A 21,788-nucleotide genomic window follows, 5' to 3' on the forward strand; every position below is an offset into this window, starting at 1 on the left:
TAGCTTTTTAACTTTACAGGATAGCTTATGATTATTTGAAGTTCTGCGGCTTTGATATAGCTTCTGTGCTATCTCAGCATTATAGTCACTATTTATACTAGTGCGATTAAGTTCCTTTTTTATAGCTCTTTCACTATAGCCAATTTTATTGGCTATTTGAGATGTTTGGTATCCTAATTTAAGTAATTCTTCTATACAATATCTATTTGAAAGAGTTAAGTGCTTTGGCATTTTTTAGTTCCTTATCGTTTATTTTAGTTTCGTCAAAACCTAATAAACTATATTTGGAACTCTCTTTCAACTATTTAAAACTTTCAGAATACAATCTAGCTAATAAAAAAACCATACAAAAATGCAGCAATAACAATTCCACTAATAAGATAAATCCTATATTTGTTGGACAGTGTTTTTGTGATAATACCACTATTTTCTGTTATATTCTGTGGCTTAGTCCAAGTATACAATCCATAAAATTACATCGGAAAAAAGAAAAATGCAAAAAGTAGAAACTGTCCATAAATACCCTGAGTATAACAAATATACGCATAAGTAAGATTATTTACAAAAGCAAAAAAATAGTTAAGTATTTTTCCTTTAGCAACTAACTCCATAGCTCCATAAATCCCAGCCTGATCGCCGAGTTTTGCTAATTTAAATTAACATTCTGCATAAATATCAGCAAATGAATTTCTCATGGCAGCTCGTTTAATTTGTGATAAATATTGCTCACCAATAGCTTCCATCACGCCACCACCTAATATCACCATCGAAGGATTTATAATATTTAAAGCACTACCTAATCCAGTACCTAGATACTCCATTGCTTCACTGAGAATATCCATAGCAATCTCATCATTTGTTTCAAGTGCTTTTTTAATATGACTACTCTTTAGCTTACCATCATTTTCAGTTACTAATTCGATTAGTGTACTTTTAACTTTCTTTTTAGCTAAGTTTTCAATTTTCTTTTCCATACCTACTTTACCAGCATAAGTCTCAACACAGCCCTGTGAACCACAACTTTGACAATAAGCTCCTTGAGTATTGATACTAACATGTCCTACAGCTCCGGCACCACCTGTAACTCCATATAAAAACTGATTATTTATGACTAGACCACCACCAATCCCTGTGCCTGCAAATATACCAACAATATTTTCATGGCCTTGCCCAACTCCATATTTCCATTCACCAATAACACCTACATTGACATCATTTTCAATAAATACTGGTACATTATCAAATTTTTGACTAACTTCCTTAGCTATATTTATACCGTTGAGATTGATATTCGCACTAAAATTTAAAATACCATTTTTTGAATCAACAAACCCAGCTATACCAATACCTATAGCCTTTATTTTGCCTTTTGTTGAATCATCAAGTAATTATTAATAACTTTAAAAACTTGACCCAAAATTGTATCAGGATCACTTTTCCCTTTTGATTTTACCTTAGCTGTCTTAAGTAGATTTTTATGTTCATCAAAAATTCCTGCTGAAATATTACTACCGCCAATATCTAAACCTATATACATAATTAAACCTTTTCAAAAACAGCTATTGACTCAACATGCATTGTATGAGGGAACATATCCATAACACCTGCACTAACTAGTTTATAGCCTTTATCATTTACTAAAATGCCAGCGTCTCTTGCCAAGGTAGCAGTATCGCATGATACATAAACAATACGCTCAACATCAAACTTTTCGATATTACTACACACTTCTTGAGCCCCAGCTCTCGGCGGATCCAATAGCATTTTGTTATATTCAAAATTATTAAACCATTCTTTATCTTCAAAGCTTTCAAAAAGGTTGGCCGCATAAAACTTAACATTGCTGATATTATTATTAGCCGCTGTTTCTTTAGCTCTACTAACCATTGTCTGCTCTCCCTCTACACCAATTACAGTTTTTGCATACTGAGAAATTGGCAACGTAAAGTTTCCTAAACCACAAAACAAATCGATAATAGAATCATTTTCTGATATTTCTAAAAGATCAATAGCTCTTTTAATCATCTTTTTATTAATATCATTATTAACTTGAGTAAAATCATTAGGTTCAAAACCAATATTTATCTCAGCAACTGGCTGATAACTTAACTTTTTAGGTTCAATATCTTCTTGTGGATACAGTCTAAAGATAGTATCAGGGCCTTTTGATTGTAGGTATATCCAATAATTATTCTGCTTACCAAAAGCTTTTAGCTTTTCAAGATCTTCATTTATAAACGGCTCAAGATGGCGCACAATAAGTGCTGGTCTTATATCATCAATTGCAATCTCTAATTGTGCTATATGCTGATATATAGAGAGTTTTTCTATAAAGGAAGCTATTTCTGTTAGTTTTTCTCCTATTAAAGGATTTAATACTATACATTTATCTATATCAGCTAAAAATCTACCATTACGCTCTCTGAATCCTACTAGAATTTTACCTTTTTTGTTAACATGTCTAACACCTAAACGTGCTTTATTACGATATCCTTCGGTTTTAGCCGTACGTAATGATTCTAGAATACTCAGAGGTTCCACTCCTTGGCCAATATACTTAAGTTGATTCAGTAAGGTTTGTTGCTTATGCTCAATCTGTGCATCTGTAGACATATGTTGTAAGCTACAACCTCCACAAATTTCAAAATATTCACAAGGAGGATTAACTCTATTAGATGATTTTTTAATATATTCAACTACTTTTGCTTCATCAAACTTAGCCTTTGTAAATGTATACTCAAATTTGACTACTTCTCTAGGTAATGTAAATGGAATAAAAGTCGTTTTACCATTAACTTTTGCTATTCCTCTACCATCATGACTAAGTGCTATAATTTCAGCTTCAAAAATACCCTCTTGAGGTTTCTTATGTCTTCTAGATCTTCCCATAAAAAATTCTAACAAAATATAGTACGACAATTGTATTTAATTAAATTTATAAATACAACCAAAGGATTTACTTCAGATTCATTGCTTTATCATCATATGCAGCAATATGTCCTGGAGCAAATTTATATACTCCAGCTTTTGAATGAGAAAAAATCATATCAATTTTACCACTATTTGATAATCCTGATATTTTCTGAGGATAAATAGCAAACTCGATCTTACCTAAAGATGATGATAAAAGCTTTATTTGTCCAGTAGTCGGCTTAGTATCTAAAGGCTTAGTTGGACCATATGCTCCACCAATATTTGCATAGACATCATACTTAATCCCTTCCTGTAGTTTTTCCGGTACAAATATAAACATATTAGAACCCTTCATAGTTTCTGCACCTAATCCAGCTGCAAACCATCCACTACCCTCTTTTTGCCAGTCACTATTCTTACTAATATCTACACTTAAAACTGCACAAATATGATCTTCATATTGTGCATATTCAAAAGCCATATCTCTCATATTAATAGTTTGATATTTCAAGTCAGCTGGACATACCGAAGTATCTGTATCATCTGCGTAAGACAATGAACAAACACTCAAAGATAAAAATAACGAACTTAATAATACTTTCTTCATAAATCTCCTAACAAAGCTTCTAGAGAGATTTTAACATATAAAAGTAGAATATTCTTAAAGATAAATTATATTATTAGATATAAAAAAGCGACTAATATCGCTTTTTGAATCGTGGTGGGTGCTGAGGGGTTCGAACCCCCGACCCTCGCCTTGTAAGGGCGATGCTCTCCCAGCTGAGCTAAGCACCCGATAAATTAAAATTATACAACTTTGTGAAAACAAGTCAAGCTTTTTATAAAACTTTTATTAACCTTCTATTTCATTTCTTAAAATTTGGTCCGGGGTAATTTCAGATTCCGCTATTTCTCTTAAAGCTACTACTGTAGCCTTTTCTTTTTTCTCATTATCTGCAGACTCTGAATAGCCTTTCTTAAGTATATTATTTGCTCTCATAGAAGCCAAAACTACTAAATCAAATCTTGTTTCTACCTTATCAAGGCAATCTTCAACTGTTACTCTAGCCATTTTTTACTCCATTTTTCTTCAATAATTGTTTTACTTTATTATATATTATATCAATCACAGTTTTATTTTGTGCTCCATCAGGAACTATAATATCAGCTTTTCTCTTTGATGGCTCAATAAACTTGATATGCATTGGTCTTACTGTTTCTAGGTACTGATTTATAACACTTTCAACACTACGACCTCTTTCATTTTGGTCACGCATAAGTCTTCTGATGAAACACAAGTCTGATGGCGTATCCATATATACCTTAAAATCCATCATCTTTAATAACTTACGATCATTAAACAACATGATTCCTTCAAGGATAATTACACTTACTCCACCAGTAATTTTTTCGGATTTCTCTTTTATTCTTGAATGAGTAGTATAGTCATAATGAGGTATATAAATATCATTACCTTCAATCAAATCTGCTAAATCTTTTCTCAATAACTTATGATCAAAAGCATCTGGATGATCATAATTGATTTTATTAGCTTCTTCAAAACCAACCATCTCTCCCCAGTTTTTATAATATCTATCTTCAGAAATTACTGCAATTTTGTTTAAATGTTTTGATTTTAATTTTTTGATAATCTCATTTGAAAATAAAGTCTTACCAGAGCCTGATCCTCCAACAATACCTATTATAAAAACATCGCCTTTACCAGCCATTACTTATACCTTACAACTCTATTTTTGGTTGACTCTTAACTAAATGATCTAGTTCTTTTAGTAAACTTAAAAACTCTTTTATTTTATACATTGGAAAAGAATTAGGACCATCACTTAAAGCTTCTGCTGGCTTTGGATGAGTCTCCATAAAAAGACCATCAATACCTACTGCCATAGCCGCCTTTGATAGAACAGGTACAAATTCTCTTTGACCACCTGATGAGCTACCTTGACCACCTGGTAATTGCACTGAATGAGTAGCATCAAATACTACAGGACAACCAGTAGATTTCATTATCTCAAGAGAGCGCATGTCTGAAACCAAATTATTATAGCCAAAACTTACACCTCTTTCACAAACCATGATTTGCTCATTTCCAGTAGATTTTGCCTTAGCAACCACATGTTGCATATCCCAAGGCGCTAGAAATTGACCTTTTTTAATATTCACAGGCTTACCTTGCTTACATACATCTAATATAAAGTTTGTCTGACGACATAGAAAAGCTGGTGTCTGCATCACGTCAACAACCTCTGCAACCTCTGCAAATGGAGTATCTTCGTGTACATCTGTAACAATTGGGACGTTGTATGTTTTTTTAACTTTAGCTAAAATCTCAAGTCCTTTGTCAACTCCAAGACCTCTAAAGCTGTTAATAGAGGAACGATTCGCTTTATCAAAAGACGATTTATAAACAAAATTGATACCTAAATCTTTTGTCACTTCTGTCAAATATCCAGCAGTATCCATAGCCATTTGCTCTGATTCAATTACGCACGGTCCAGACATTAAGAAAAATGGCTTACCATTTCCTACTTCAAAATTAGCAATTTTCATAAAAATACTTCTACTTTAAATAAGTTAATTACGATTAAATATTATACAGAAAAAGATGAACCACAACCACAAGTAGTTTTGGCATTTGGATTTCTTATTACAAAATAGGCGCCTTCAACATCATCTTTGTAGTCAACATCGGCCCCAACTAAATACTGAAAGCTCATAGAATCAACTAAAAGACGAACACCATTTTTTGTAATGACCACATCATCTTCTTTTATCTCATTATCAAATGCAAAAGCATACTGAAACCCTGAGCATCCACCGCCAGTTATATAGACTCTAAGGCTTAGAGAATTATCACCCTCTTCTTCAATTAGTTCTTTAACCTTTAAAGATGCTGACTCTGTAAAGTTGATTGGATCAACACTTTGAACTACTTCACTCATAATAATTACCTCGCAACAAGAGAAAGTTTAACTCTACCACCTCTATCAATATTTTGAACCAAAACTTCCAAGCCCTGACCCTCTACTAATGAATTAGTTTTCATCCCAGCTTGTTCAATTTCAGAGAATGGTAAATATCCATCTTGGTTCCCAAGAAGATTAACAAATGCTCCAGAATCTAAAAGCTTAACAATTTTACCTTTATAAATCTGTCCTTCTTCAACTTCTGCAACAATCTCTTCAACCATAGATTTAGCAAAATCTAAGGATCTTTTATCTTTAGCAAAAATCTTAACTTCACCAGAGTCACTAGTATCTATCTGCGCACCTGTTTTTTCTACAATGCCTTTTACTACCGAGCCACCACGACCAACAACGTCCTTTATCTTAGCTGGGTTTATATTCATAACATGTATTTGCGGAGCAACGTCAGAAACAGATTCTTTATGCTCTCTGATCACTTCATTCATAATTCCTAGTATATGTAGTCTACCAGTTCTTGCTTGTTCAAGAGCTTGCTCAAGAATTTCTCTAGATATCCCTTTAATTTTGATATCCATTTGAAGAGCTGTAACACCATATCTAGTACCAGCAACTTTAAAATCCATATCACCTAAGTGATCTTCATCACCTAAAATATCCGATAATACAGCGTATTTAGCACCATCCTTGATAAGCCCCATAGCAATACCTGCTACAGGCTCAGCTATAGGCACACCTGCATCCATCATAGATAATGACGAGCCACAAACAGTTGCCATAGAACTAGAACCATTTGACTCTAATATCTCAGATACTATTCTAACCACATATGGATATGCCTCTTCATTAGGAAAAACTGCTTGAGTAGCACGCTTAGCTAAGTTTGCATGACCAATTTCACGGCGCTTCGGAGCCATACCTACCATACCACACTCGCCTACAGAATATGGAGGAAAGTTATAGTGAAGCATATAACGCGATTTTTCAATACCGTCTAAAGATTCAACAAGCTGTGCATCTCTATCACTTCCAAGAGTTGTAACCACTAGAGCTTGTGTTTCACCTCTTGTAAATAGAGCTGAACCATGTACTCCAGGTAGCACTCCTATTTTAACATTTATTGGTCTAATAGTTTCTGTGCATCTACCATCAATTCTTGGCTTGCCTTCTAAGATATTTGATCTAACAAGATCTTTTTCTATATCATGAAAAGCCTCTAAAACTTCTTTCTCAGAGTACTCATTTCCATCAACATCACTTGAGAATATATACTCTAAAACACTTTTTCTTAGTTCATTAAGCTTAATGTTTCTTTCTTGCTTAGATGGTATTGTATAAGCATTTTTAATCTTACCAAAAAAATGTGATTTAATTTGAGATTTTAATAACTTATTAATTTGATAAATTGTATATTCTATACGAGGCTTAGATGCTACTTTAGCAAGTTTACCAATAGAGTTGATAATAGTCTTAAGATGCTTATGCGCATATAAGATACCACCAAGCATTACAGATTCTGGTAAGCTATTAGCCTCTGATTCAACCATTAATATTGCATCACCCGTACCAGAAACAACTAAGTCTAAATCAGACTCTTTTAGATCCTCTTTATTAGGATTAAGAATATACTTACCATTAGTATAACCGACTCTTACACCAGCAATAATATCATCATAAGGAGCCCCTGATATTGCTAAAGAAGCAGATGCTCCTATCAAAGCCAACATATCCGGAGAAAACGACCCATCATAAGATAAGACTGTAGCTACAATTTGAATCTCATTAAAAAATCCATCAGGGAATGATGGCCTTATAGATCTATCTATTAATCTAGAAATAAGAATTTGCTCTTCAGATGGTCTTCCTTCTCTTCTTAAGAAACCTCCAGGTATCTTACCAGCAGCATATGTTTTTTCTAAATAGTGTACTGACAATGGAAAGAAGTCAGCGCCTGCTGCTACTGATTTTTTGACTACTGTAGTCACCAACACAACATTATTACCACAACTTACAGTCACAGACCCATCTGCTTGACGAGCCATTCCACCTGTTTCTAGAACTATTTCTTTATTACCTAGTTCAAAGACTTCTCTAAATATTTTCACAGTTTAACCTTATATAATTATTTGATTGAATGACGTAAGAACGATTAAGATGAAATTATTACCTACGTAAATTTAGTTTCTTGATTAGTGCACGGTATCTTTCTACATCTTTACCATGTAAGTAATCCAATAATTTACGACGTTGACTTACTAGTCTTAAAAGACCTCTTCTTGAATGATTGTCTTTTTTATGAGTTGCAAAATGACCTTGTAGATCATTGATTCTAGCAGTTAAAAGAGCAACTTGCACTTCAGGTGAACCAGTATCGCCCTCAGACTGTTGATTTTCTTTAATAATATTTTGCTTATCTTGAGTTGTTAACATAACATTTCTCCATTTGTTTTCTTATTAATTAACACACGACAAACCGCACAAAGGAACAGTTTACCAGTTGGAGATTATATACTATTAAAGCAAAAAAACAAAAGTTTAGTTATCAATCTTATCTGGTTTGATACCTAATATTTGTAAACTATTAAGAGCTACGTCTGCAAAAACTGGAGCCGCAACAGAACCACCCCCATACTTATCGCCTTTAGGATCTTTGATTGTAACAACTATCGCTAACTGCGGATCACTAGCTGGCACAACACCCACAAAGCTTGCCAAATATTTTGCACCATAGGTTCCTCCCGCAAGCATCCTAGCAGTACCTGTTTTACCTGCAACATGATACAGAGGTATTCTTGCATTAGCTCCTGTTCCACCAGAATCTTCAACAACAGACTGCATCATGCTAATCATCTCCTCAGAAACTTTCTTAGATGCTACCACTCTTGAGTCAATCTCCTCTCCAGGTTTTCTTTTAAGAATCGTTGGTTTAATGTACTTACCATCATTAGCAATAGCTGATACTCCAGCAACTAACTGAAGATCTGTAGCATTCATACCATATCCAAAAGATAGAGTAGCTAGTTGGAAATCGCCCCACTTATCCTTAACTGGAACAAATCCATCACGCTCACCTGGTAGTTGTATACCTGTTTTGTCTCCAAAGCCAAAGTTTCTTAATGATGGTTCAAGTATTGTAGGATCAGTCAAACCCAATATCATTTTAGATATACCTACGTTACTAGATTTCATAAGAATATATCTTAAATCTTCTTCACCATAATCCCTCTCATCTCTGACAGTATTTTTACCAATACGATAAAAACCTGGGTGCGAATTGATTACAGGTTGCTCTGGGGTCACATCATCACCATAAATAAGCGCCGTAACTGCTGCAAAAACTTTCATTACAGAACCCAACTCATACACGTCTGTGATAGCCCTATTTCTTCGTCTATCAGGGTAAGCATCTGCCATACTGTTAGGATTATATGACGGATAATTAGCCATAGCTAATATTTCGCCTGTATGAATATTTTCAATAATGACTGATCCAGCTTCAGAGTTTGTTTTAATAACTCCTTTTTTTAAATACTTATATGCAACATACTGTAATCTAGAATCAATACTTATTTGAAGGTTGTGTCCATTTTTAGGTAATATAAAATTATCTTCAACCTTAGCAACACCACCATGCAAATCTTTTTTGTACTCAAAGTAACCATCTTGCCCTGTAAGGAATTGATTAAATTCAAGCTCTAAACCTTCCTGACCCTTGCCATCCACATTAGTAAAACCAACAATATGAGAAGCAACTTCTGCCATTGGATAATATCTTTTAAACTCTCGAATAACATGAATACCAGCAATATCAAGATCTTTAACTTTTTGAGATGAGTACGGCTGAACTTTTCTTTCGATATAAACGAAGCCACTTCTACCCTCTCTGACCTTAACTTGTCTTTCTATCTTTTCTCTTTTTTCTTTAGATAGATTTAGAATATTCATAACTTCTTTGAGTTCAGGACTATCCGCACCAACATAATACGGGTCTACCCAAATAGTATCTACTGGAGTACTTATAGCTAGAGGATTACCATTTCTATCAAGAATTATACCTCTGTAAGACTTTATATCTATACTTCTGTCACTACGATTATCACCTTCTTGCTTAAGTTTCTGATGCTGAACAGTTTCCATATAGACTAGCTTAGCAAATAAAACTATAAAACTTGATAGAAGTAATAAGATAACAGCTAAATGTCTCAACTTTGGTCTATAGTTACTCATTTGTAGAGCTCTCCTTCTGATCACTCAAAGTACCTATACTTTTTTGTGTAGGTAGTGACATTTTTTCTTTTTCAGCAAATTTCTCTACTGCTGTAGGTGTAGCCAATGAGCTGTACTCTAATACAATCTGACTCCACTGCTCATCTAACTGAGTTTGTTCAACAATCAAATCCTTACGCTCATTCAATAATAGCTTAAATTCAAAACGAGTTACGATTAGTGCAAAAGCTGTAAGCAGTAACACAAATAAAAGCACAAAGGCAATGCCCACAGTCCTTTTTAGGAAACTATTTTTTAATGACTCAAATAATCTTATCCGTATTTGACGGTTTGTTAGCATCATAACTTTTCAACAACCCTTAAAACAGCACTTCTAGAACGAACGTTTTGACTAAGCTCATCTTGATTTGCTTTAGCTTTTTTTGTAATCCATTTCATTTTCACTTGGCTATTGTCTTGTGGTAACATTTTTGCAATTCTATTAGTTTCTTGCTTTGGATTAGTTAAAGAAGTAAATTTCTGTTTAACAATCCTATCCTCTAATGAATGAAAAGAAATAGCCGCAACTCTACCACCTTTTTTGATAACATCTAAAATACTCTCCAAAAGAATTCCTAAGTCTTTGAGCTCATCATTAACATATATGCGCAATGCTTGAAAACACCTTGTTGCAGGATTCTTTTTCTCTCTTTTACCAATAGTCGCTCGAATAAGTTCCGCTAACTGATGGGTAGTAGTTATACTCCCATTTTCAGCTATATGGTCTTTAATTCTTAGAGCAATTTTTTTTGCAAAACGCTCTTCACCATAAACCTTAAAAATATAAGTCAACTCATCTACTGATAACTCTTCTAGTGCTTGACTAGCTGTTAGACCTTTCGATATATCCATTCGCATATCTAATGGACCATCATGAGCAAAGCTAAAACCTCTATTAGCATTATCCAATTGAGGAGAAGAAACACCCAAATCCATAATGATACCATCGACTTTACCCAAAAGATTGTGCTGTAAGCAATAATCATAAATATAGGTAAAACTTGCATGAACCATTTCAAAATTATCATTCTGGAAATTATGTATTGCATAATCTATAGCGTCTAAATCTTTATCAAAAGCTATCAATCTTCCTGATGTTAATTTATCCAATATTGCTTTTGAATGACCTCCTCGACCAAATGTCGCATCTATATAGATACCTTCTGGATTAATATTTAGATCAGCGATAGATTCTTGAAGTAAAACTGAAAAATGCATACAAATTATGCCTTAACCAGTTCGTTGGCAAGTTTTTTAGCCTTAGATAAATCGATCTTCCCAGAGCCTAGTTTAGGTATAGAGATAACTTTAAAATAATTGGTTGGTTTATAAAGATTCCCTATCCCGGAGTGTCTTACAATCTCTTTCAAATCAGTTGGTTCTAAGTCTTCTAGAGTATATAGTAAGTTAATAATCTCACCTCTTTTGGTATCTGATGTAGCCACAGCTAAAACCTCAAAATCAATTTCATGAGAGTCATAACCTTTTTCTCTCAAAGTATCATAGACTTTTTGCTCTAAAAGTCCCAAACTCACCATTTCACCAGCAACTTTTGCAAATCTAGAGTACCTATCAACTACTGTTAAGTAACCTTCGCCATCAATTTTGCCTTTATCCCCAGTTATGTACCATTTATAACCACCCTTCTCTATCATCACCTCGTTCGTCTTTTTGGGATCATTAAGATAGTAATCCATCTTATTAACCCCGCGATATATAATCATACCCTCAACACCAATAGGTAGCTCTTCATGAGATTCTGGGTGAATGATTTTGAATTGGCCACCAGGAACTGTTAAACCTACAGTACCTATTTTATTAGGCGATTTGGTTGGTCTATTAACAGCAGCAACTGGTGAAAGCTCGGTTATTCCATAACCTTCATTAATAACCTTATCAAACTTATCTTCAAACATCATACGAACTTCTTTAGAAAGTTTTTCAGCACCTGTAATAATAAGCCTAAGAGTTTCAAAATCTTCTTTTTTAACTGCTTTATTTTTGGTATAAATTCTTAAAAACATTGGTGTTGCACACAATACTGTGGTCTTATTTTTCTTGATTAAATTAGCAACTCCTTTAGCATCTGTTGGATCTGGATGGCATGCTATATACCCACCTTGAAACAGAGAAACTAATGAGATTGTAAGACCAAAAGCATGAAATATTGGTAAAATTCCAGCCACAGAATCATTCTCTTGGCACTCGATAACATTTGTACTTTGATAAACATTTGCAAGAAGGTTTTTATGCTTGATTGCAATACCTTTAGGCACCCCTTCACTACCACTACTAAATATTATAAAAGCTAAGCCATCTAGTTTGGTCGGTTTAAGATATTTTTTAACCAACCATCTAACAGGTAAGATTTTGATTTGTAAAAATGTTTTTATTGATTCAGCTTTAGTTATTTTTGCTTTGATACCCTCTAGATAAACAATCTTACACATCGAAAAAATCTCTTCAACAAAAAAACCTTTGTGAGTTAGCTTCTCAACAAATGCTCTAGAGGTAATTATTGTTTTAATTGTTGCATTATTAATAGCATGTCTTAATGCTTCTTCTGAAGCTGTATAATTTAGATTAACTATTGCCTTTGCACTCATCATTAATGCTAATATCGCCAAATACCCTCCAGCGCTAGTAGGCAAACAAACACCCACATTATCTTCTTGCTTAGTAATTTCTTGAAGCTTTTTAGACATCAATGCTGCACCTGTTGCAAACTTATAACCATCTAAAGCAACACCTGTAGTATCAGTTAATACTAAATTTTTTTTAGCATTTAACATTTGTCTAAACCAAATTTCAGCAGGAGCTTTTAGCAAGGTTAAGTACCCTTCCCACGCCCTCACAGAAAGATCGTCCATCTCCTCATTCAAACTTTTTAAATTTTTAAGTTTAGCAATATCGAAAAATACTTGCCTATCGAGGTTCTTACGATCTGAAAAATATGGCATTTCAGGCCCACATATAAACAACAAGAATCTATTATAATTTTGCTCAACCTGAGAAATGTAGCTCTTATCTACCACAAGTATATCTTGATGATTCCAAAAACTAATATCATCAATATAATTTATACCAGCATCAATTACAGCATTTTCAAGACCTCTGATTCTATCATCAAAACATCCCAGTACAGTGATAGCCTTATCTTTTAAATATTTCTTTAATGCTAACAGTGTAATTATAGAGGTATCATTAGCAATAATTATTGAACCATTTACAAAACTCTTAAAGTCAATTTCTTTATTGCAGTCATAGATATAAGATTGATTTAGTTTTTTATGTATAGCAGATTTAAGCTGTTTTAGGCGCATTTTTATACCGGTATTAATTGTAACAATAAGCTTATAGATAACCTATTATGTTATCATATAGTAATCTTAATTTTTATAGTAATATCAAATTTATGCCTGAACTTCCTGAAGTAGAGACTGTCAAAAGAGGTTTAACCAAAAATATTATTAACAAAAAAATTAAAAGTGTACAGATAAATACGGATAAGCTTCGCTATCCCGTAGATAAAGCCCAACTTCTATCACTAAAAAACAAAGTCGTAAAAGATATTCAAAGAAGAGGTAAACATCTAATTATTTATCTGGAAGATAACTTACAGTTAATTATTCATCTAGGCATGTCAGGTGTCGTTAAAATTGTAAATACTTCTACATACAACAAGATCAAACATGACCACATTATTTTAGAGTTATCTGATGATTTAAATCTAGTCTATAATGACCCGCGTAAATTTGGATATTGGTTAGTCAATACCAATAAGATGCCACTAGAACATAGAGTTTTAGCCACTCATGGAGTTGAACCTTTAACAGATGATTTTAATGCTGAATATTTGATATCTAAATTAAAGAAAACCTCTAGAAAGATCAAACAAACTATCATGGATAATAGCATAGTTGTTGGCGTAGGAAATATATATGCTAGTGAAGCATTATTTGATAGTAATATCTTACCCACAAGAGCTTCTAATACCATCACAAAAAAAGAAGCTGAGAGGCTTGTAACTTCAATTAGGAAAATACTTGATAAAGCGATTGCTGAAGGTGGTACAACACTCAAAGACTATAAAAATACAGAAGGTAAGCCTGGCTACTTCACGCAACAACTCAATATTTATGGTAGAGCCAATCAAAACTGTTACATCTGTAGCACTAAAATCGAAAGTTTAGTAATAGCTCAAAGAAACACATTTTTTTGTAAAAAGTGTCAAAGATAAAACTACATATTTAGAAAGTACTTATGCACAGAAGAGTCCTCAGTTAATTCTGGATGAAAACTACTCACTAAAATATTACCTTGCCTAACTAGTACAGGCGAATTATCAATTTTAGCCAACACTTCAATATTATCGCCCACTCTAGTAAATTTTGGAGCTCTAATAAATACGGCTTTGATAGAATTACCCATAAAACCTAAGTCTGTGACAAAACTATCAACTTGACGTCCATAGCCATTTCTCTCTACCTCTAAATCTATAAGACTTAAATACTCAGAGCCTTTTGATAGAATTATACTACCTGCACAAGTTCCAAAGACTGGATTCCGTGAGCAAAAATCTTGTAATTTATCGAGAATTTGGTGTTTAGTTAAAAGATTTAATAATGCTGTACTTTCTCCTCCAGGAATAATAAGCCTATCAATTTCATCAAAATCATTTGTAAATTTGACTAACTTAACTTCTACACCCAAAGATTCAAGCATCTCAGCATGTTTTTGGAACCCTCCTTGAATCGCTAGTACGCCTACGCTCACAGACATCTTTTACCAACCTCTTTGTGAGAATTTCTCAAAATCACAATTAATACCGGTCATAGGCTCACCAAGATCTTCAGAAACTTCAGCTAAAATTTTTGGATCATTATAATATGTAACAGCACTGACTATAGCTTTAGCTCTCTTTAGAGGAGCTGCTGATTTAAATATTCCAGAACCTACAAATACTGACTCAGCTCCTAGTTGCACCATAAGAGCTGCATCAGCTGGAGTTGCCACACCTCCCGCAGAAAAGTTTGGTACTGGTAACTTACCATTTTTGTGTACATACTTAACCAGATCATAGGGAGCTTGCATATTCTTTGCTATAGCCATAAGCTCTGACTGATCAGCACCTTTAATGTAATTAATATCTTTATTAACTTGTCTTAACTGCCTAACAGCTTCAACAATATTACCAGTCCCAGCTTCACCTTTTGTTCTAATTAAGGCAGCCCCCTCACCAACTCTTCTTAGAGCTTCACCCAAATTTGTACAACCACATACGAAAGGAACTTTAAAGTTATCTTTAGCTATATGATTAAGGTCATCCGCAGGACTTAAGACCTCACTTTCATCAATAAAATCAACACCCAAAGACTCAAGAATCTGTGCTTCAACAAAATGTCCTATACGAGCTTTTGCCATCACAGGTATAGAGGTTACTGACATAATTTCTTTAATCAGCTTTGGATCTGACATTCTAGCGATGCCACCATCTTTACGGATATCTGCCGGCACTCTTTCTAGAGCCATTACAGCTACTGCACCTGCCTGTTGAGCAATCTCTGCCTGCTCAGCATTAACAACATCCATAATAACGCCACCTTTTAACATCTCGGCTAAACCAATCTTCAAATTAATATCTGACATCTATAAACTCCAATAAATTTGTCGTACTTTAAAATTTATGAAATATTATAGTTTTTTAAATTGCTGTAGATAAATTATTTTTTTTAAGATTTGAAAAAAATTTAGAACTAAAAAGAAAAACTTAGATTAAACATCCAAATTAACAACATTAAGTGCGTTAGACTCAATAAAATTCCTACGAGGCTCAACTTCATCACCCATAAGAGTAGTAAATAAAGCATCTGCCTCTACAGCGTCTTTGATTGATACCTGAAGTAACACTCTATTATCAGGATCCATAGTTGTCTCCCAAAGCTGGCCTGGGTTCATCTCACCTAGACCTTTGTAACGCTGTACATCATTGCCGCGTCTTGCTTCTTTAAGTAACCAATCAATTGCTGACTCAAAGTCATCAATATATTCTTTTTTAGCACCCCTTTCTACATAAGCACCTTTAAAAGAAATATCAGATAATACATCACCATAAGTAACAAGGTCTTCATAATCTTTAGTAGTAAAGAAACTATTTTTAACAATATAGTCTGTATCATAACCATTGATATAGTGGTTAACACCATAAGAAATAGTTTCTTGACCATCCTCATCTACATCTTTAGTTTCTATAAGCTTAAATCTTTCGTAAGATAGTGCCTTCTGATTACACTTCTCAACAATAGTTTCCCACCATTGTTTGATATCAGCACTTTCATCTACATACTTAGCACCATATGCCATCACTCTAAGTAATTTTTTAGGATATGTTTTTGCATACTTTTTAATTACTTTTTCTGACTTCTGATAGAGCTCATAATAATTAGTCAAAACTTGACCAGAAATAGCATCACCCCCTTCAAGGAAAATAATAGCGCCCTCTAAACCAATATTACCAAGATATACTGCTAAAGCATCTTCATCTTTTAAGTATGTTTCTTGCTTACCCTTTTTAACCTTATATAAAGGTGGTTGTGCAATGTATAAATAACCTCTCTCAACGAGTTCAGGCATTTGTCTATAAAAGAATGTTAAAAGAAGAGTTCTAATGTGAGATCCATCAACATCAGCATCCGTCATCAAAATAATCTTATGATACCTAGTTTTATCAGGATTATAGTCTTCAGCACCTATACCACACCCTAGTGCTTTGATAAGGGTAGCAACTTCTTGAGAACCTAGCATTTTATCAAAACGAGCTTTCTCTACATTCAAAATCTTACCTTTTAGAGGTAGAATTGCTTGAGTTTTACGATCACGAGCCTGTTTAGCTGAACCTCCTGCAGAATCTCCCTCCACTAGATAGATTTCAGATAATGAAGGATCTTTTTCTTGACAATCTGCTAACTTACCAGGAAGACCTGCAATATCCAAAGCTCCTTTACGACGAGTCATATCACGAGCTTTACGAGCTGCTTCACGAGCTTTTGCAGAGTCTAAAATCTTCTCACATACTATTTTAGCCTCTTTAGGGTTCTCTAAAAGAAACTCTTGTAACTTCTCATTTACTAATGACTCAACAGCAGATTTGACATCTGACGATACTAGTTTATCCTTCGTTTGAGAAGAGAATTTAGGATCTGGAACTTTTACAGATAATACAGCAGCCAAGCCCTCTCGAGTATCCTCACCTGTGAGTGTAACCTTAAGCTTTTTGTTTAAACCTTCTGACTCAATATATGTATTCATAGTACGAGTAACAGCCGCCTTTAAACCTGATAAGTGAGTACCACCATCGCGCTGAGGAATATTGTTTGTAAAGCAGAAAATAGACTCTTTATAAGAATCATTCCACTGCAATGCAAGCTCAACCTGAATATCATCTTTGATACCATTTACAGCAATAACATTTTCATGGATTGGTTTCTTACTATTATTCAAATATTTCACAAAGGCTATAATACCACCATCATACTTGAATATTTCTGATCTATTATTGATTCTATCGATAAGCTCAATTTTTACACCTGAATTTAAAAAAGATAATTCACGAATTCTTTTCATCAGAATATCATAATCAAAATCGACAAAAGAAAATGTATCTTTACTAGGCTTGAAAGTGATAACAGTACCTTTTTTATCGGTAGATCCAACTTCTTTAAGTGGAAATTGTGGAACACCATGAACATATTCTTGATAGTGCTCGATACCATTACGATATATTGTAAGTTTCAGCTGTTCTGATAAAGCGTTAACCACAGAGACACCCACACCATGTAAACCACCAGAAACCTTATATGAGTTGTCATCAAACTTACCACCCGCATGAAGTACAGTCAAAATTACTTCAGCAGCTGAACGACCTTCTTCTTTATGAATATCTGTTGGAATACCACGTCCATTATCTGACACAGATACTGAGCCATCTTTATTTATGATAACTTTAATATCATCACAATGACCAGCCAAAGCTTCATCGATAGCATTATCGACAACCTCAAATACCATATGATGCAAACCACTACCATCATCCGTATCACCAATGTACATCCCTGGTCTTTTTCTAACTGCATCTAAGCCTTTGAGTACTTTAATACTCGACGAATCATAAACTTTATTTTCAGACATTAACAAGCTCCAATATATATTTATATTTAAAATCTACAATCACATGACATTATAACACAAATAAACATTTATATTAATTTAGATCAGTAACCTTCTAATAATCCTTCAGGGGTTTTCATTTAATATAGAAATGCTAATATAATCTTATACTTTAGATATAAAGCAGTTTTTAGAGCGTTGAAAAAGAAAAATATTTTAGTACTAGTATTATTAGTTGTTATAATTGCTTCTAGTTTCCTGATCTGGAAGAAATCAGGCATACAAAAAGCAGAATCAATTCACCAAAGTGAACTTAGAATATTAGAACAAAATAAACTATCTCAAACACCTGAAAACAGCTTAAATTGTCGTCCTGAGGTCAGTTCAAAAAGAAATAACTATGTTATTGGCTATGGAAGCTTGATGAATAAAGATTCTCGACAAATAACTGTTCCTGAAGCGACTTATACGGCACCTATAATTGTTAGTGGTTTTGAAAGATTATGGGCATCACGTGGTGATAAATCTCATGCTACATTTTTATTGGCTGTGCCAAATAAAGGCTATGTAATGAATGCAATATATTACCAAGCTAACGCATCTGATATTTCGGCAACAGATTTAAGAGAAGCATCATATTGTCGCGTAAAAATACCACACAAAGACATTGTTCCACTAGGCATCAAAAGCTTATCCAAAGGCAACTATTGGATGTATGTTAAGGACTTCAAAGATGCTGAATTCCCAAATAAAGATTATCCAATTTTGCAAACTTATGCTGATGTTTTTATGACAGGGTGTCTTCAAACTCAAGCAGAGTTTAATCTAACAGAATTCGGTAAACTTTGTTTTACAACAACTTATGGTTGGGATTTAGCTAACTGGCTATATGATAGATCAAATCCTCAATATAGTAGATATTCAAAAGACACTGAAAAATATCGTACTCAAATAGATAGAATCATTCATCGCTTAACTTTTGATGATGATCCATTATAATTACCAATAATTCAATTTCTTGCTACACAATTAAATGAAAGTTACTGATAGAAAAATATGTATTGCGCCAATGTTAGATTGGACAGATAAGCACTATCGCTATATGATGCGTCTGATAACAAAGCGGACTATGCTATATACAGAAATGATTACCTTGAATGCCATAATACATGGCAACAAAGATTTCTTATTAAAATATAATCCCAAAGAAAATCCTGTTACATTGCAGCTTGGAGGATGTGTTCCAGAAGATTTCATAACATGTGGTAAACTTGCACAAAATCTTGGCTACAATGAAATAAATATAAATGTAGGTTGCCCTAGTGAAAGAGTAAAAAAAGGTAATTTTGGCTTATCACTAATGGCTGAGCCTGAACTTGTAGCAGATTGTGTCAAAGCTATGAAGGATAATTTAGATATACCCATTTCTGTAAAATGTCGTATTGGCTACGATAATAATGACAGTTATGAAGAACTTTATAACTTCGTCAACAAACAAGTACAAGCTGGTGTTGATTATCTTTGTATTCATGCTCGCAAAGGTTGGCTTAGTGGTCTATCTCCCAAAGAAAATAGAACAATTCCTGAACTAAAATATGATATTGTTTATAATATTAAAAAAGATTTCCCAAATCTAGAACTGGGTATCAATGGTGGAGTCACCACCATAGAAGATATTCAAGAACACTTAAAGTATGTAGATAGTGTGATGATTGGTCGCGAGGCTTATCATAACCCCATGTTATTTAAGGATTTTGATAATTTGTTTTATAATCAGCCGATCAATGACATATCTCCACTTGAAGTAGCTTATGAAGTGGCTGAATACATAAAAATCCAGCTAAATAGTGATCCTAACATGAAACTTAACAATATAACAAAACACACATTAAACTTATTTAATGGTTTGCCTAATGCTAAAGTCTTCCGTCGCTATTTAAGTGAAAATGCAACTAAAAAAGATGCTAATGTAGATACTTTTCCGAAAGCTCTAGAAGTATTTGAGTAATATTACATCTCTACTTCATATTTTTAAGCTGTGTTTGAATTTTTGATGCTGACCATTTTGCAGCCTCTTGATAATCATCTGTTACAGAGTTTGTTTGCTTGTCAGAAATCACATATATTTTATCTGTATTACTCTCAAGCTATTTCGCATTCATATTTGCCAAATCCGTAGGAAGAACTATAAATGCGTGAGGCACGCGAAATCCTATTAATTTACCAAGCTTTCTTGTTTCAAGTTCTTCAGTAGCCGCCTTCTGCTTAAGATTATTATCATCGACTTTGATTCCAAGTCGTTTAGCAGCATTCGCGACATCTGCATTTGTCAAACGACAACTACTCTCACGCTGTGATAAAACTGCTTTGTTGTATGCTAAAAACAATTCTGATCCACCTTGAAGATACGCTTCATTAGCAACTAACGTCGCATAATTTGCAACTTTTGCATCTCTTTTCAATGAAGGATATGCCTTAAAGATAAACTCTGCATCTGGATTCTCTTTAATTAGTTTATTCATTTCTTTTGATATTTGTGCACATTTGCCACATGCATAGTCAAAGAATATAACTACCGCTTTTTTAGCATTTTTGGGACCAACTCTAGGAGTTGATTCATCATCTAATAGACTACTCATTACCATAGGAATTGCTATCACTTCTGCATACGATCTAGTATCTTCATTTTTTGTTAATATTACATCATCTACAGAAGTAGCTGGTTTAGTCTTAACTTGTTGATTAGCGCAACTAGATAACATTAAGCCTAAGATACTTAACATAGATATAACAAATATAAAAAACCTTCTCAAAACCGTTCTCCTTTTTATGAGTAAAATGCATTACTAAACCTAACACCTAGGCATTTATTGTAGCATCATAATAAAAAATAAAACGCTAGATTGTATTCTCAATGTTTATAGAGATACCAAAATGTACTTCATTAGGTGTCAAGTAATTTAAACATTTCTTAGGTCTATTATTCAAGTCTATCTGTAACTTTCTAATGTATTGATGAGATATATTGTTAAAGTTAGTACCTTTAGATATAAATTGTCTGATATACCTATTCATGTTTTCATTAGTACCTCTTTGCCAAGGACTGTATGGATCAGCAAAGAATACTTTGATGCCAGTCTTGCTAGTTAGCTTCTTATGTTTAGCAAACTCTTTACCATTATCAAATGTAGCTGTTAATATTTTATGACCATTAGATACTTTGTACAATATTCTATTGATTGAATTAGCTGTTCTATCTATAGACTTGGCTAAAATAGTAAATCTGCTAGCTCTATCGACCATTGTTACAATAGCACTTTTATGGTCTTTACCAACAATAGTGTCACCTTCAAAGTGATAAAGATTTTTTCTATTATTAGCACTGCTAGGTCTTTCAGAAATACTCGCTCTATCCTTTATCTTAACTTGTTTAGAGTCACCTTCTTTTTTGTATTTATATTGTCTAGCTTTGAAAAATAATAAGTGTCTAAGCTTTAACTT

21 protein-coding genes, 1 tRNA gene and 2 pseudogenes are annotated in these 21,788 nt (G+C 33.6%); 3 read left to right on the forward strand and 21 right to left on the reverse strand.

All coding sequences use genetic code 11. The features are described 5' to 3' along the window. From F8C69_RS02725 to migR, 16 genes and pseudogenes are all read right to left on the reverse strand, one after another. A partial coding sequence (locus F8C69_RS02725; protein ID WP_159183974.1) for a helix-turn-helix domain-containing protein occupies nt 1–231 on the reverse strand: 231 nt, incomplete at its 3' end. A 101-nt stretch (nt 232–332) separates the two neighbouring features. Next, nucleotides 333–605 (reverse strand): annotated as a pseudogene (gene pnuC / locus F8C69_RS02730) (nicotinamide riboside transporter PnuC); the annotation flags it as partial. A gap of 54 nt (nt 606–659) precedes the next feature. Further along, nucleotides 660–1,537: pseudogene (locus tag F8C69_RS02735) on the reverse strand (ROK family protein); the annotation flags it as partial. A gap of 2 nt (nt 1,538–1,539) precedes the next feature. Then, nucleotides 1,540–2,889, reverse strand: a complete 1,350-nt coding sequence (gene rlmD, locus F8C69_RS02745; protein WP_159184099.1) for a 23S rRNA (uracil(1939)-C(5))-methyltransferase RlmD — start codon at nt 2,887–2,889, stop codon at nt 1,540–1,542. Between the two features lie 67 nt (nt 2,890–2,956). After that, nucleotides 2,957–3,520, reverse strand: coding sequence for a hypothetical protein (locus F8C69_RS02750; RefSeq protein WP_159184100.1), 564 nt, complete (start codon nt 3,518–3,520; stop codon nt 2,957–2,959). A 112-nt stretch (nt 3,521–3,632) separates the two neighbouring features. Continuing rightward, nucleotides 3,633–3,708 (reverse strand) — tRNA-Val (locus F8C69_RS02755). A 58-nt stretch (nt 3,709–3,766) separates the two neighbouring features. Continuing rightward, the gene (gene rpoZ, locus F8C69_RS02760; RefSeq protein WP_004288125.1) at nt 3,767–3,985 is read right to left on the reverse strand and encodes a DNA-directed RNA polymerase subunit omega; all 219 of its coding nucleotides are present in this window, start codon (nt 3,983–3,985) and stop codon (nt 3,767–3,769) included. Then, on the reverse strand, nt 3,978–4,643 hold the full coding sequence (udk, locus tag F8C69_RS02765) for a uridine kinase (protein ID WP_004288126.1): 666 nt from the start codon (nt 4,641–4,643) through the stop codon (nt 3,978–3,980). Before udk ends, rpoZ begins: the two co-directional genes overlap by 8 nt. 10 nt (nt 4,644–4,653) lie before the next feature. Further along, the gene (kdsA, locus tag F8C69_RS02770) at nt 4,654–5,481 is read right to left on the reverse strand and encodes a 3-deoxy-8-phosphooctulonate synthase (RefSeq protein ID WP_159184101.1); all 828 of its coding nucleotides are present in this window, start codon (nt 5,479–5,481) and stop codon (nt 4,654–4,656) included. Between the two features lie 41 nt (nt 5,482–5,522). Further along, nucleotides 5,523–5,873 (reverse strand): iron-sulfur cluster insertion protein ErpA, encoded by a 351-nt coding sequence (gene erpA, locus F8C69_RS02775; protein ID WP_159184102.1) that lies wholly within the window; start codon nt 5,871–5,873, stop codon nt 5,523–5,525. Between the two features lie 5 nt (nt 5,874–5,878). Continuing rightward, nucleotides 5,879–7,960 carry a polyribonucleotide nucleotidyltransferase gene (gene pnp, locus F8C69_RS02780; RefSeq protein WP_159184103.1) on the reverse strand — a complete coding sequence of 694 codons (2,082 nt, stop codon included), beginning with the start codon at nt 7,958–7,960 and terminating at the stop codon, nt 5,879–5,881. 58 nt (nt 7,961–8,018) lie between these two features. Beyond that, complete coding sequence (rpsO, locus tag F8C69_RS02785) at nt 8,019–8,285, reverse strand: 30S ribosomal protein S15 (RefSeq protein WP_004288130.1); 267 nt, start codon at nt 8,283–8,285, stop codon at nt 8,019–8,021. 105 nt (nt 8,286–8,390) lie between these two features. Beyond that, nucleotides 8,391–10,082, reverse strand: coding sequence for a peptidoglycan D,D-transpeptidase FtsI family protein (locus F8C69_RS02790; RefSeq protein WP_159184104.1), 1,692 nt, complete (start codon nt 10,080–10,082; stop codon nt 8,391–8,393). After that, nucleotides 10,075–10,425, reverse strand: a complete 351-nt coding sequence (gene ftsL / locus F8C69_RS02795) for a cell division protein FtsL (protein WP_159184105.1) — start codon at nt 10,423–10,425, stop codon at nt 10,075–10,077. Before ftsL ends, F8C69_RS02790 begins: the two co-directional genes overlap by 8 nt. Then, nucleotides 10,422–11,339 carry a 16S rRNA (cytosine(1402)-N(4))-methyltransferase RsmH gene (rsmH, locus tag F8C69_RS02800; protein ID WP_159184106.1) on the reverse strand — a complete coding sequence of 306 codons (918 nt, stop codon included), beginning with the start codon at nt 11,337–11,339 and terminating at the stop codon, nt 10,422–10,424. Before rsmH ends, ftsL begins: the two co-directional genes overlap by 4 nt. Nucleotides 11,340–11,344: 5 nt before the next feature. Beyond that, nucleotides 11,345–13,444: an iglABCD operon regulator MigR gene (gene migR / locus F8C69_RS02805; protein ID WP_159184107.1), complete on the reverse strand. Its 2,100-nt coding sequence runs from the start codon at nt 13,442–13,444 to the stop codon at nt 11,345–11,347. A gap of 92 nt (nt 13,445–13,536) precedes the next feature. Here migR and mutM point away from each other — a divergent pair, with 92 nt between their 5' ends. Then, nucleotides 13,537–14,361, forward strand: coding sequence for a bifunctional DNA-formamidopyrimidine glycosylase/DNA-(apurinic or apyrimidinic site) lyase (mutM, locus tag F8C69_RS02810; protein ID WP_192189677.1), 825 nt, complete (start codon nt 13,537–13,539; stop codon nt 14,359–14,361). 2 nt (nt 14,362–14,363) lie between these two features. On the opposite strand, the gene pdxT is transcribed toward mutM, so the two are convergent. From pdxT to gyrB, 3 genes are all read right to left on the reverse strand, one after another. Next, complete coding sequence (pdxT, locus tag F8C69_RS02815) at nt 14,364–14,903, reverse strand: pyridoxal 5'-phosphate synthase glutaminase subunit PdxT (RefSeq protein WP_159184109.1); 540 nt, start codon at nt 14,901–14,903, stop codon at nt 14,364–14,366. Nucleotides 14,904–14,906: 3 nt separating this feature from the next. After that, entirely contained in the window at nt 14,907–15,770 is an 864-nt protein-coding gene (gene pdxS, locus F8C69_RS02820; protein ID WP_159184110.1) for a pyridoxal 5'-phosphate synthase lyase subunit PdxS, read from the reverse strand. A 126-nt stretch (nt 15,771–15,896) separates the two neighbouring features. Beyond that, complete coding sequence (gene gyrB / locus F8C69_RS02825) at nt 15,897–18,308, reverse strand: DNA topoisomerase (ATP-hydrolyzing) subunit B (RefSeq protein ID WP_159184111.1); 2,412 nt, start codon at nt 18,306–18,308, stop codon at nt 15,897–15,899. Nucleotides 18,309–18,485: 177 nt separating this feature from the next. Between gyrB and chaC the strand changes: the two genes are divergently transcribed. Both chaC and dusA read left to right on the forward strand, forming a co-directional pair. After that, nucleotides 18,486–19,286, forward strand: coding sequence for a gamma-glutamylcyclotransferase ChaC (chaC, locus tag F8C69_RS02830; protein ID WP_159184112.1), 801 nt, complete (start codon nt 18,486–18,488; stop codon nt 19,284–19,286). Between the two features lie 34 nt (nt 19,287–19,320). Further along, the gene (gene dusA / locus F8C69_RS02835; protein WP_159184113.1) at nt 19,321–20,295 is read left to right on the forward strand and encodes a tRNA dihydrouridine(20/20a) synthase DusA; all 975 of its coding nucleotides are present in this window, start codon (nt 19,321–19,323) and stop codon (nt 20,293–20,295) included. A gap of 139 nt (nt 20,296–20,434) precedes the next feature. On the opposite strand, the gene F8C69_RS02840 is transcribed toward dusA, so the two are convergent. Continuing rightward, nucleotides 20,435–21,100 carry a thioredoxin domain-containing protein gene (locus F8C69_RS02840; protein ID WP_234384270.1) on the reverse strand — a complete coding sequence of 222 codons (666 nt, stop codon included), beginning with the start codon at nt 21,098–21,100 and terminating at the stop codon, nt 20,435–20,437. 85 nt (nt 21,101–21,185) lie between these two features. Beyond that, a partial coding sequence (locus F8C69_RS02845) for an IS30 family transposase (RefSeq protein ID WP_159183791.1) occupies nt 21,186–21,788 on the reverse strand: 603 nt, incomplete at its 5' end.

The sequence above is a fragment of the Francisella noatunensis subsp. noatunensis genome (assembly GCF_009823375.1).
GTDB classification, from domain to species: Bacteria; Pseudomonadota; Gammaproteobacteria; order Francisellales; family Francisellaceae; genus Francisella; species Francisella noatunensis.